At 71.1% G+C, this 12,529-nt stretch carries 10 protein-coding genes and 2 tRNA genes; 9 read left to right on the top strand and 3 right to left on the bottom strand.

Annotation, left to right across the window (positions count from 1 at the left end):
- Positions 1-12: 12 nt before the first annotated feature.
- Entirely contained in the window at positions 13-768 is a 756-nt protein-coding gene (locus ACFYOB_RS33975) for an AIM24 family protein (protein ID WP_388566768.1), read from the top strand.
- 104 nt (positions 769-872) lie between these two features.
- Here ACFYOB_RS33975 and ACFYOB_RS33970 read toward each other — a convergent pair whose 3' ends face one another.
- Together ACFYOB_RS33970 and ACFYOB_RS33965 are read right to left on the bottom strand one after the other, a co-directional pair.
- On the bottom strand, positions 873-1,403 hold the full coding sequence (locus ACFYOB_RS33970) for an NUDIX hydrolase (RefSeq protein ID WP_388566766.1): 531 nt from the start codon (positions 1,401-1,403) through the stop codon (positions 873-875).
- Positions 1,400-2,797 carry a zinc-dependent metalloprotease gene (locus ACFYOB_RS33965; RefSeq protein WP_388566764.1) on the bottom strand — a complete coding sequence of 466 codons (1,398 nt, stop codon included), beginning with the start codon at positions 2,795-2,797 and terminating at the stop codon, positions 1,400-1,402. The genes ACFYOB_RS33970 and ACFYOB_RS33965 overlap by 4 nt, the downstream gene beginning before the upstream one ends.
- A gap of 258 nt (positions 2,798-3,055) precedes the next feature.
- Here ACFYOB_RS33965 and ACFYOB_RS33960 point away from each other — a divergent pair, with 258 nt between their 5' ends.
- The 4 genes from ACFYOB_RS33960 to ACFYOB_RS33945 all read left to right on the top strand — a co-directional run bounded on the left by ACFYOB_RS33960 (position 3,056) and on the right by ACFYOB_RS33945 (position 6,506).
- On the top strand, positions 3,056-4,165 hold the full coding sequence (locus ACFYOB_RS33960; RefSeq protein ID WP_388566832.1) for an SDR family oxidoreductase: 1,110 nt from the start codon (positions 3,056-3,058) through the stop codon (positions 4,163-4,165).
- 178 nt (positions 4,166-4,343) lie between these two features.
- A complete protein-coding gene (locus tag ACFYOB_RS33955; protein ID WP_388566762.1) occupies positions 4,344-4,805 on the top strand; it encodes a molybdenum cofactor biosynthesis protein MoaE in 462 nt (153 codons plus the stop codon).
- 299 nt (positions 4,806-5,104) lie between these two features.
- Positions 5,105-5,302 carry a hypothetical protein gene (locus ACFYOB_RS33950; RefSeq protein ID WP_388566760.1) on the top strand — a complete coding sequence of 66 codons (198 nt, stop codon included), beginning with the start codon at positions 5,105-5,107 and terminating at the stop codon, positions 5,300-5,302.
- 112 nt (positions 5,303-5,414) lie between these two features.
- Positions 5,415-6,506 (top strand): PDZ domain-containing protein, encoded by a 1,092-nt coding sequence (locus ACFYOB_RS33945; protein ID WP_388566757.1) that lies wholly within the window; start codon positions 5,415-5,417, stop codon positions 6,504-6,506.
- Positions 6,507-6,533: 27 nt separating this feature from the next.
- Here ACFYOB_RS33945 and ACFYOB_RS33940 read toward each other — a convergent pair whose 3' ends face one another.
- Complete coding sequence (locus ACFYOB_RS33940) at positions 6,534-7,103, bottom strand: PPA1309 family protein (protein WP_388566754.1); 570 nt, start codon at positions 7,101-7,103, stop codon at positions 6,534-6,536.
- Between the two features lie 131 nt (positions 7,104-7,234).
- Between ACFYOB_RS33940 and ACFYOB_RS33935 the strand changes: the two genes are divergently transcribed.
- The 4 genes from ACFYOB_RS33935 to ACFYOB_RS33920 all read left to right on the top strand — a co-directional run bounded on the left by ACFYOB_RS33935 (position 7,235) and on the right by ACFYOB_RS33920 (position 12,450).
- Entirely contained in the window at positions 7,235-10,123 is a 2,889-nt protein-coding gene (locus ACFYOB_RS33935; protein WP_388566829.1) for a UPF0182 family protein, read from the top strand.
- Positions 10,124-10,175: 52 nt separating this feature from the next.
- Positions 10,176-10,249 (top strand) — tRNA-Met (locus ACFYOB_RS33930).
- Between the two features lie 192 nt (positions 10,250-10,441).
- A complete protein-coding gene (locus ACFYOB_RS33925; RefSeq protein ID WP_328927541.1) occupies positions 10,442-12,298 on the top strand; it encodes a tetratricopeptide repeat protein in 1,857 nt (618 codons plus the stop codon).
- A gap of 78 nt (positions 12,299-12,376) precedes the next feature.
- Positions 12,377-12,450: transfer RNA gene (locus ACFYOB_RS33920), tRNA-Met, on the top strand.
- Positions 12,451-12,529: the final 79 nt, after the last annotated feature.

Raw genomic sequence — 12,529 nt, 5'->3', positions numbered from 1 at the left:
AGCGGACACATCATGCAGAGCGCACTTTTCGCCCACGCCGAGGCGCAGTCCCAGGAGCGGTACGCCGTCCAGAACCCGCAGCTGCTGCGGGTCTCGCTGACCGGCCACGACGACGTACTCGCCCGCAAGGGCGCGATGGTCGCCTACCAGGGGATCATCGACTTCGACGGCGAGTACCAGAGCACCAACCAGCGCACCGCCCGCGCCCGCACCGGCGAGGGCCTCGACCTCATGCGCTGCTCCGGGCAGGGCACGGTCTACCTGGCCAACCTGGCCCAGTACGTGCACGTCGTGGACGTGGACCAGGACGGCCTCACCGTCGACAGCAGCTACGTGCTGGCCATGGACTCCACCCTGCACACCGAGGCCATCGCGGTGGACAGCCAGTACGGAATCTCCGGCTCCGGCAAGTACCAGCTCAACATCACCGGCCGCGGCAAGGTCGCGCTGATGACCTCCGGGCAGCCGCTGATGATGCAGGTCACGCCCGACAAGTACGTCAACGCGGACGCGGACGCCATCGTCGCCTGGTCCACCTCGCTGCGGGTGCAGATGCAGGCCCAGACGCACTCCACCGGGGTGTGGCGCCGGCGCGGCAACACCGGCGAGGGCTGGGAGCTGAGCTTCCTCGGCACCGGTTTCGCCCTCGTGCAGCCCAGCGAGGTGCTGCCGCCGCAGAACGCCCAGCTCGGCCAGGGCGTCGCGGCGCAGTTCGGCATGGGCCAGCACGGCTCGCACGCGCAGAACCAGAACAACGCCTGGAACTAACCGCAGGCGAAGGCACGGGCCAGGCAGAGCAGCCGGGCACGAGCCGGGCACGAGGAAGGGGCGGTCCCGGGCATCCGGGGCCGCCCCTTCCTCATGTCACGACGTCACGCGCCGAGCCGTGCCAAGGTCGCCTCCAGCAGCCGCACGACCGAGGTGTCGGCCACCGCCGCCACCTCCTCGTACGGGAACCAGCGCAGGTCCAAGGACTCCTCGCTGATCTCCGCCACCGCACCGGCCGGCGCCAGCGCCGCGTACTGCACGTCAAGGTGCCAGTGGCAGGGCGCCGGGATCGGATGCCGGTCGAGGCGAACCGGCCCGCCGGGCAACAGGCTCAGCCCGGACTCGATGCCGGACTCCTCGCAGGCCTCGCGCAGCGCCGCCTCGGCGAGGGTGACGTCGCCGGGCTCGCAGTGGCCACCCATCTGCAGCCACATGCCCAGTTTCTTGTGCAGGGTCAGCAGGACGCGCCGCCGCTCCGGGTCGATCACCAGTGCGCTGCCGGTGATGTGCCCGGCCTCGCACGGCTTGTAGACCCCGTCCGGATGGGCGGCCAAGTGTTCCAGGTAGACGTCGCGAAGCTCGGGCTGGTCCTCGTAGCGCTTGAGTACGAGGACCGCGTCGTCGTGCAGGCTCACTTCTCCCCGCCGCCGTCCTCGTCGCGCTTCTGGGCGGCCTCGCCGAGCATCTTGTCGAGCTCGGAGAAGTCAAGCTGCTCGCGGTGCACGAAGCCGTCCGGGTCGTCCAGGTCCGAGGCCGTCGGCAGCATGTCCGGGTGCTCCCACAGTCCGTCGCGGCCGTCCACACCCCGCGCGTCGGTGAGTGAGGCCCACAGCCGCGAGGCGTCGCGCAGCCGGCGCGGCCGCAGCTCCAGGCCGATCAGCGTCGCGAAGGTCTGCTCCGCCGGGCCGCCCGAGGCGCGCCGCCGGCGCATGGTCTCGCGCATCGCGTCCGCCGAGGTCAGACGCGGCTTCGCCGCCTCGTGCACGACCGCGTCCACCCAGCCCTCGACCAGCGCGAGCGCCGTCTCCAGGCGGGCCAGCGCGGCCTTCTGCTCGGGGGTGTCCTGCGGCTGGAACATGCCGCCCTGCAGCGCTTCCTGCAGCTGCTCCGGGTTCGACGGGTCCAGCTGGCCGACCACGTCCTCCAGCTTCGAGGTGTCGACCTTGATGCCGCGGGCGTAGCCCTCGACCGCGCCGAACAGGTGCGAGCGCAGCCACGGCACGTGGGCGAAGAGCCGGGCGTGGGCCGCCTCGCGCAGGGCCAGGTACAGCCGCACCTCGTCCGCCGGGACGCCCAGGTCCTTGCCGAAGCTCTCGATGTTCAGCGGCAGCAGCGCGGCCTTGCCGGCCGGGCCCAGCGGCAGCCCGATGTCGGTCGAGCCGACGACCTCGCCCGCGAGCACGCCCACGGCCTGGCCGATCTGCTGTCCGAACATGGCGCCGCCCATGGAGCGCATCATCCCGAGCAGCGGGCCCGCCATGGCCTGCATCTCCTCGGGCAGCACGCTGCCCATGGCCGCGCCGACCCGCTCGGCGACCGGGTCCACGAGTTCCTTCCACACCGGGAGGGTCGCCTCGACCCACTCTGCGCGGCTCCACGCGACGGCCGTGGCCGCGCCCGAGGGCAGCGAGGTCACGCCGTCCAGCCAGTGGTCGGCGAGGCGCACGGCCTCCTCGACCGCGGACTTCTCGGCGACGCCGACGCTCGTGTCCTTCACGCCGTCCGCCGTGCCCTGGGCAACCGTCTGGCGGGCGATGTCCTTGGCCATGTCCCAGTTCACGGGACCGCCCTCGTAGCTGAGCATCTGGCCGAGCTGCTGGAAGGCGGCGCCCAGGTCGTTCGGGTTCATCGAGCCGAACATCGCGGCGAACGGATTGTCCGCGCCGCCCTGGCCGCCGGCGCCGCCCGGCAGGCCCATGCCCGGGAACCCGAACGGATTCGGGCCGCCCTGGCCGCCCTTCCTCTTGCCTTCGTCGCCGTTCTCCGGCTCCTCCGGCGGAAGGCCGAATCCGAATGGGGTGTCGCTCACGGGTTTCCTCGGCTCGTAGGGCCGCCGGCGGGTGCCGACGGGCAATGGTCCGACAACACCACCCAGCGTAGACACCGGACCCGCTTACGGGCTCGGTGCTCCGCCGACTCCTGGGCTGCGGCAGGATGGACATCACCTGGTGGGTACGCGTCACGACGCGTCCCTACTGAAGACAACCGCTGGAGACGCCCGGTGAGTTCCCCAGATCCGCACGCTTTGGACAAGCACGGCTCGGACAAGCACAGGCCCGACGCCGAAATCCGCCCTGAGCGGAGCGACAGCGCCCACGATGTTCGCCAGCCGCGAAACCCGGCCGTGCGAGGCCCCGTGATCGCCGTGACCGGCGCCGCCTCGGGAGTCGGCGCGGCCCTGGTGAGCCGCCTGGCGGCCTCCGACGAGGTCAAGCAGGTCGTGGCCATCGACGAGCGGCGCGGGGACTGCGCGGCCGCGCAGTGGCACGTCCTGGACGTACGGGACCCCGCGATCGCCGAGAAGCTGCGCGGCGCCGACGTCGTGGTGCACCTGGCACTGGACCTGGATCTGGAGACGGACCCGGCGGCCCGTACCGCCTACAACGTGCGCGGGACCCAGACCGTGCTGACGGCCGCCGCGGCGGCCGGGGTGCACCGGGTCGTGCTGTGCACCTCCGCGATGGTCTACGGGGCCCTGCCCGACAACGACATCCCCCTCTCCGAGGACTCCGAGCTGCGGGCCACCGCCGAGGCGACCGGCGTCGGCGACCTCCTGGAGATCGAGCGCCTCGGCCGCCGGGCCCCCCGCGCCCACCCCGGCCTGAACGTCACCGTGATCCGCCCGGCGGTCCTGGTCGGAGGCACGGACACCGCCCTGACCCGGTACTTCGAGTCCCCGCGCCTGCTCGTGGTCGCCGGATCCCGCCCCACCTGGCAGTTCTGCCACGTCGAGGACCTGGTCAGCGCCCTGGAGTACGCGGCGCTGGAGAAGGTCGAGGGCGAGCTCGCGGTGGGCTGCGAGGGCTGGCTGGAGCAGGAGGAGGTCGAGGAGCTGAGCGGGATCCGCCGCATGGAGCTCCCCTCAGCGGTCGCCCTGGGGGCCGCGGCCCGGCTGCACCGGATCGGTCTGACGCCCTCCCCGGCCGGGGACCTCGCGTACACCATGCACCCGTGGGTGGTCAGCGTCAGCGGGCTGCACGCGGCGGGCTGGCGGCCGCGCTGGACCAACGAGGAGGTGCTGGCCGAGCTCCTCCAGGAGGTCGCGGGCCGCCACACGGTCGTGGGCCGCCGGCTGGGCCGCAAGGACGCCACCGCCGCGGGCGCGGCGGGCGCGACGGTCGCGCTGCTCGGTGCCGCCGCCGTGGTCCGGGCGGCCCGCAGGCGCCGCGGGATCTGATCCGGCCGCTGCCCGGCGGGGTCCCTGCGACGCCGTGGTCCGGGCGGCCCCGGGGCTGCGCCCGGGCTCTCCGAGGCTCAAGATGCGGGGTTTTTCCGTAGGAGGCTCCCAAGCAGCCGGGCGCGGCCCGGGCGAATCTGCTATTTCGCCTTGTCAGCGGCTAGGGCACGATGAAGACATGGCTCCGCACTTCGATCACCCCGGCGAGCAGGCCGCGCAGGACCCGATCCGGCTGCTCGCGATCCGCGACACCCCGCTCTCGATCGACGAGGTCTTCCAGGCCGTCGGCGACGACGCGACGGGCGGCACGACGCTCTTCGTCGGCACGGTGCGCAACCACGACAGCGGGGCGGACGTCGACTCGCTCGGCTACTCCTGCCACCCGACGGCAGAGGCCGAGATGCGCCGGGTCGCCGAGCGCGTCGTGGCGAAGTACCCGGTCCGCGCCCTGGCCGCCGTGCACCGCGTGGGCGACCTGGCCGTCGGTGACCTGGCCGTCGTCGTCGCCGTGTCCTGCCCGCACCGCGGCGAGGCCTTCGACGCCTGCCGGATGCTGATCGACGACCTCAAGCACGAGGTCCCGATCTGGAAGCACCAGACCTTCGCGGACGGCACCGAGGAGTGGGTCGGAGCCTGCTGATCCCCGCGACCGCGTGGTCGGTGACGCGACGGCGGACGGAGTCCGGCGCAGCCGGCCGAAGCCTGTGAGGCGCCCCCGCGCCGAGCGGTGCGAGGTCGGCGGAGGGAACCGGTCCTTTTCGGACGGCACCGAGGAGTGGGTGGGCGCCTGCTGAACCCCCGGTCGTGGGGCCGCCCCCGGAAGGCGGTAGCCTCGCACCCGTTCGGCCGCGCAACACGCCCTCGATTTGCGTAACCCCTTCCCGGGCAGCAGCGTTGAAGCCACCAACGACACGTATTTCGGGGTAGGGAGGCACGCCCATGGCGTCACTGGTGTGGTTGCTGATTCCGCTGTTCGCCGCGATCGGAGCGGCGATATGGGGCAGCTGGGCGGCACGCGACCGCACGCAAGGCGACATATCCGAGCTCGCCGGCTACGCGCGATTCCGCGAAGCCATGGGAAAGGCCGAACAGGCCCGGCAAAAGGCAGAGGCTCACTCCGGTTCCGACGCCGTCTGACGCGTCCCGGAAAGTGCCCCGAGATCACCGAGAGCCCGACGGCTCCGCGCAGGGCCTCGTACGGACCGGCCCCACGGGCCGCCCGCCAGAGCCGTCCCGTACTGTCGGATCCATGCCACGCCGCACTGCGACGATGCTCGCTTCCACCCTCATGCTGTTCGCGCTGCTCTGCGCAGGGGTGTTCATCAAGGTCCCGTACTCCGAGATGAGCCCCGGTCCGACGGTGAACACGCTCGGGGACTCGCACGGCGAGCCCGTCCTCAACATCTCGGGGCGCAAGACGTACCCGACGAGCGGCCACCTCAACATGACGACGGTCCGCGTCACCGGCGCCGACTACGACATGAACCTGGTGGAAGCGGTATACGGGTGGCTCGCCGGCGACAACATCGTCGTGCCGCACGAGAACCTCTACCCGAACGGCAAGACGGACGCGGAGTCCACCCAGGAGAACGCCGAGGAGTTCAGCCAGTCGCAGCAGAGCGCCAAGGTGGCCGCCCTCAAGCAGCTCGGCGTCCCGGTCTCCGCCCGCGTCATCGTCTCCTCCGTGGTCAAGGCCAGCCCCGCCGACGGCACGCTGCACGCCGGTGACGTGGTCAAGGCGGTGGACGGCGCCCCGGTCAACGCCCCCGAGGACGTGGCCAAGCTCGTCACCAAGCACAAGCCCGGCGAGCCGGTCGAGTTCACCATCGTCCCCGCCGCGGACGCGGCCGAGGCGGTGAAGGCGAACCGTGAACCCACCGGCTCCACCAAGGTCACCGTCACGGCGGGCAAGGCTGAGGGTGACGGCCACGCCATCGTCGGCATCCGGGCCGGGACCGACCACACCTTCCCGTTCACGATCGACATCAAGCTCGCCGACGTCGGCGGCCCCAGCGCGGGGCTGATGTTCGCCCTCGGCATCGTCGACAAGCTCACCCCGGAGGACCTGACCGGCGGCAAGTTCGTCGCGGGCACCGGCACCATCGACGACGCGGGCAAGGTCGGGCCCATCGGCGGCATCCAGATGAAGACCATCGGCGCCCGTCAGGCCGGCGCCGAGTACTTCCTGACCCCGGCCGAGAACTGCACCGCCGCGGCCGCCCACGTGCCCGACGGGCTCACCCTGGTGAAGGTCTCCACCATCGGCGACGCCACGCAGGCGCTGCAGAAGATCAGCAAGGGGGACACGGCCGGGCTGCCGCAGTGCAGCGCCAAGCCCTGACCGGCCCCCGGGCCCCGGCCACGCGCGCTACGCGAAGGTCGCGGCCAGCGCCTCGGCCAGCCCGGGCACCAGATTCCCGCCGGTGAGGACCTCGGTCGAGGAATCCTTCTCGCGCAGCCGTACGGCCGACTCGCGCGAGCCGTCGCGCAGCACGGCCACCGTCAGCCGGACCTCCTGCCGCTCCGGGTGCCCTGCGACCCACTTCGCCAGCTGCTTGTCGCTCAGCCCCTCCGGTACGGAGGCCTCCGCGGACGGCGGCAGCATCAGCCGCTCCACCGTCAGCGCGCAGCCGACGACGGCGGCCGGCCATGCGATGGTGCCCAGGAACTTGTCGAGCGGCGTCCCGGCCGGGACCTCGTCCTGCTCGATCGGGGTGAGGGAGGACTTGCCGGCGTCGTCCTGGTCGAGGCCGAGCTGGCTCGCGAGGCGAGGCTCCTGCTTCTTGAGCCGGGCGGTGTCGACGAGCGCGAACAGCCGGGCGGGCTTGTCCCAGCCGAGACCGGCCGCGTACTCGTCGATTTCGAGGCAGGCACGGGTCAGCGGGCTGGCCGCCATGGGCGTGCCGGGGGAAGGGGAAACGTTGGACATGGACAACATCCTGCCTCCTTTCCACCGGATACCGGGAACTGACCAAGGCCACGGAAAGTTGCATGAGTGGGGCTCTAGGATCGGGTGCCCGTTCATTACCAGACTCAGCGACTTTCGAGGTGCGCACCTTGGCTTTCCAGATGCCGGACCGCGGCGGAGGCCCTTCGGGGCCACGGATGAGAGTCGGCCGCCCGTCCCGGCGAGCCCGCACTCTTCTCATGACCTTGGGCGTGCTGGCCGTCCTGGCCATGCTCTTCATCATGTTCGCGGGCTTCTGGACGGACTGGCTCTGGTTCCGCTCGGTGAAGTACTCCACGGTCTTCACCACCACCCTGTGGACCAAGATCGGCCTCTTCGCCGTCTTCAGCCTGCTGATGGCGGGTGCCGTCGGGTTCAACATCTGGCTGGCGCACCGGCTGCGTCCGCCGCTCAGCGCGATGTCGATGGAGCAGCAGAGCCTCGACCGCTACCGGATGAGCATCGCCCCTTACAAGAAGTGGCTGCTCCTGGGCATCGCCGTGATCGTCGGCCTCATCGCGGGCGCGTCGGCGGCGGGCCAGTGGAAGACCTGGCTGATGTACGTCAACGGGGTGCCCTTCGGGCAGAAGGACCCCGAGTTCCACCTCGACGTGTCGTTCTACACCTTCGACCTGCCCTGGTACCGCTTCCTGCTCGGCTTCGGCTTCGCCGCGGTCGTGCTGTCGGTGATCGCCGCAGCCGTCGTGCACTACCTGTACGGCGGACTGCGCGTGACGAGCCCGGGCGCCCGGGCCACCGCCGCGGCGACCGGGCACCTGTCGGTGCTGCTCGGCCTCTTCGTCACGCTGAAGGCGGTGGCGTACTGGCTCGACCGGTACGGCCTCGCCGTGAAGTCCAGTGACTTCAAGGCCGCCGACAACTGGACCGGCCTGCGCTACGTCGACGCGAACGCGTACCTCCCGGCGAAGACGATCCTCGTCGCCATCGCCGCGATCTGTGCCGTGCTGTTCTTCGCGACGCTGTGGCGCCGCACCTGGCAGCTGCCGGTCATCGGCTTCGGCCTGATGGTGCTCTCGGCGATCCTGATCGGCGGCCTGTATCCGGCGATCGTGCAGAAGTTCCAGGTCCAGCCGAACGAGCAGGCCAAGGAATCTCCGTACGTCGAGAAGAACATCAAGGCGACGCGCGACGCCTACGGGATCGCGGGCTCCGAGGTCAAGGACTACCCGGGCGTCCCGCAGACGCAGGACCGGACCAAGCTGCGCAAGGCGGCCGACACGACCGCCAGCGTCCGCCTCCTCGACCCGAACATCGTCTCGCCGGCCTTCCAGCAGCTCCAGCAGGTCAAGGGCTACTACGCCTTCCCGTCCACGCTCGCCGTGGACCGGTACAGCGGCCAGGACACGGTCATCGGGCTGCGCGAGCTGAACATCGGCGGCATCCCGAAGAACAACTGGATCAACGACCACTTCAAGTACACGCATGGCTACGGAGTGGTCGCGGCCAAGGGCACCACGGTCGGTGACCAGGGCGCGCCCGACTTCACCCAGTCCGACCTGCCCTCCAAGGGGATGTTCGGCACGGACTTCGAGCAGCGCGTCTACTACGGCGAGCAGACGAAGCAGTACTCGATCGTCGGCGGACCGCAGAAGGAGCTCGACTACTCGGACGACCTCAAGGGCGAGAAGGAGACCAGCTACAAGGGTGACTCCGGCGTCAACCTCGACAACCCGATAAACCGGGCGGCGTACGCGCTCACCTTCAGCGAGCCGCAGATCCTGTACTCAGGGGCCATCGGCGACGGGTCGCGGATCCTGTACCACCGCACGCCCAAGGAGCGCGTCGAGGCCGTCGCACCGTGGCTGACCATCGACGGCGCCCCGTACCCGGCGGTCGTGGAAGGCCGGATCAAGTGGATCGTCGACGCCTACACGACGACCAACGGCTACCCGTACGCCTCCCGCACCACGCTGGGCCAGAGCACCGCGGACTCGCTGACCAACAGCCAGCGCGCGGTGGTGGCCCAGGAGAACCAGGTCAACTACATCCGCAACTCGGTGAAGGCCACGGTCGACGCGTACGACGGCACGGTCAGCCTGTACCAGTGGGACACCCAGGACCCGGTCCTGAAGACCTGGATGAAGGCGTTCCCGGGCACGGTGAAGTCCAAGAGCGAGATCTCCAAGCCGCTCATGGACCACCTGCGCTACCCGCAGGACCTGTTCAAGGTCCAGCGCGAACTGCTGACCCGCTACCACGTCACCGACCCGCAGACCTTCCTCAGCGGCAGTGAGGCCTGGGCCGTCCCGGACGACCCGACGACCAAGGCCGGTACGGCGGTCCCGCCGTACTACCTGTCGATGAAGCTGCCGGGTCAGACGGAGAAGGACCAGGTCTTCTCGCTCACGACGACGTTCACGCCGAACGAGCGGGACAACCTGAGCGCCTTCATGGCGGTCAACGCCGATCCGGGCACCCCGGACTACGGCAAGATCAGCGTCCTGAAGCTGCCGACGAGCAAGCCGGTCGACGGCCCCAAGCAGGTCCAGAGCAAGTTCCAGTCCGAACCGAAGATCGCCGAGTCGATCCGCCTGCTGCGCGGTGGCGACTCGGAGGTCGAGTACGGAAACCTGCTCACGGTCCCGCTCGACGGCGGCATGCTCTACGTGGAGCCGGTGTACGTGCGCAGTTCGGGCCTGAAGTACCCGCTGCTGCGCAAGGTGCTCGTGACCTACGGCGGCCAGACCGCGTTCGAGGACACGCTGGAGAAGGCGTTGAACGTGGTGTTCGGGGCCGAGGCTCCGACCACGCCCGTGCCGCCGGCCCAGCCGCCGGGTGAGGGCACCACGACGCCTCCGGCTGCCACGGACCCGACGGTGAAGGCGGCGCTCGCCGACGCGTCGAGGGCCATCGAGGACGCCGAGAAGGCCCGGCAGGCCGGCGACTGGGCGGCCTTCGGCAAGGCCCAGGACGAGATCAAGGCGGCGCTGAAGCGGGCGATCGACGCGGAGGCGAAGCTGACCGCGCCCACGCCTCCGCCGGGCGGCTAGCGATAAATCGGTAATGGCTCTGCCCCGCGTCGTGATACCTTGGTTTCACCGACGCGGGGTGGAGCAGCTCGGTAGCTCGCTGGGCTCATAACCCAGAGGTCGCAGGTTCAAATCCTGTCCCCGCTACTGAAGATGAAGGCCCGGATCCATGGGATCCGGGCCTTCGTCGTGCCCGGGGCGGACACGCGGTAGCCAACAAGGGTGAGTTGGGGCGGGAGCGTGTTTGACTTGACTCTCTATGGGCATGTCGACAAAACGCTGTAGTGACCTCACTGGCTGCGACATACCAGGTGTACGCGGGTAGCAGGTGATGCGACGATGGGATTTATGGGGGACAGGTCAACTCTGCTGGAGACAGGGCGGTTTGTGAGGGCGGAGGCCGAGCCGGGTACGGGAGCCGGTGAGTCGGCTCCCGTTGTCAACGCGCAGACCGCGCTGACCGATGCGGATTTCGCGGAGGAAGTGTTCGCCGAGACCGACGCGGCGAGCGACGCCGAGCTGGAAGCCCGGCACCGGGTGGCCGCCGACAAGGGCGACCCGGGTGCCATGAGCGTGCTCGGTGCGCTGCTGCTGCGCCGCGGCGACCTCGACGGCGCCGAGCCGTACCTGCGCGGCGCCACCGGGGAAGGGGACCGGGCCGCCGCGAACAACCTGGGTGTCCTGCTGCACCAGCGGGGCTACCCCGAGGACGCGGCCGGCTGGTGGCGGGTCGCCGCCGTGGCCGGATCCGCGCCGGCCGCGCACGCCCTGGGCCGCCACTTCCGCGAGCGCGGGGACGAGCCCGCCGCCGAGTACTGGCTTCGCCAGGCGGCGGAATCCGGCCACGCCCTGGGCGCGTACGGGCTGGCCGACCTGCTGGAACACCGGGGCGACAAGGGAGTCGAGCGGTGGTTCCGCGCCGCCGCGGAACAGGGGCACCGCGAAGCCGCGTACCGGCTGGCGCGGCACCTGAGGAAGGGAGACCCCGCCGAGGCCGAGCAGTGGTACCGGCAGGCCGCCGCGCGTGGGCACCGGCGTGCCGCGCTGCACCTGGGCGCGCTGCTGGAGGCGCGCGGCGAGCTCAAGGAGGCCGGGCGCTGGTACCTGACCTCCGCCAAGCAGGGCGAGGCCAGGGCGGCCTGCGCGCTCGGCTTCCTGCTGCGCGACGCCGGGGACGAGGAAAGCGCGTCCACCTGGTGGCACCGGGCGGCCCAGGACGGCGACGGCAACGCCGCGAACGCCCTGGGCGCGCTGCACGCGGCGCGGGGCGAGACGCAGACAGCGGAGCGCTGGTACCGGACCGCCATGGACGCGGGCGATCAAAACGGGGCGTACAACCTTGCTCTGCTGTGCGTCGCACAGGACCGGACCGCGCAGGCCGAGCAGTGGTACCGGCGTGCCGCGTACGCCGGACACCGCGAGGCGGCCAACGCGCTCGCCATCCTGCTGCTGCAGGGCGGGGACGCGGAGGGCGCCGAGCCGTGGTTCTCCAAGGCGGCCGAGGCGGGCAGCGTCGACGCCGCCTTCAACCTCGGGATCCTGTTCGCCAGCCGCGACGAGGACCGTACGGCGCTGAAGTGGTACGAGCGGGCCGCGTCGGCGGGACACACCGACGCCGCGCTCCAGGTCGGCATCGCGCTGGTCCGGGACGGGGAGGAGCGTGCCGCCGAGCGGCACCTGCGGTGCGCGGCGGGCGGCGGCAGCGCGGAGGCGGCCTTCCGGCTGGCCTCGCTGCTGGAGTCGCTGGCTCCGCCGCCGGAGCCCGTGGCGCTGGGTGAGTCGGCGGGCGGCGCCCCGCGGACCGAGAGCGAGGAGTGGTACGAGCGGGCCGCCGAGCTGGGGCACCGCCGGGCCCAGGTGCGGGTCGGCATGCTGGCCGCCGCCCGGGGGGACCTGGCGGTCGCCGCGCGCTGGTACCGGGAGGCGGCCGAGGCGGGTTCCCGGAACGGCGCGTTCAACCTGGGGCTGCTGCTGGCCCGCGAGGGCAGCGAGCCGGAGGCCGCCCTGTGGTGGACCCGCGCCGCGGTGGCGGGCCACGGCCGCGCCGCGCTGCGGCTCGGGCTGCTGGCGGCTCGGCACGGGGACCTGGCCGAGGGGCAGAAGTGGTGCGTTCGAGCTATGGAGCTGGGACCGGAGGAGGTTTCGCAGCGCGCGGCGCGGCTGCGCGAGGCCCTGGCCGAGGAGCTCTCGGCCTGACCGCTGGTGGCCGGCCAGGAGCTGTCCTCAACCGATTTGCATCTGCCGTGCGGCCTCACGTAAAGTCGTGTTTACCGACGCGGGGTGGAGCAGCTCGGTAGCTCGCTGGGCTCATAACCCAGAGGTCGCAGGTTCAAATCCTGTCCCCGCTACTGAAGACTGAAGGCCCGGATCCTCTGGATCCGGGCCTTCAGTCGTTTCGGGCGATCGCGATGGACGATCGAGAAGGAG

The sequence above is a fragment of the Streptomyces sp. NPDC006463 genome, from assembly GCF_042870715.1.
Classification (GTDB): Bacteria; Actinomycetota; Actinomycetes; order Streptomycetales; family Streptomycetaceae; genus Streptomyces.
This window is presented reverse-complemented; position numbering and strand designations above follow the sequence as displayed.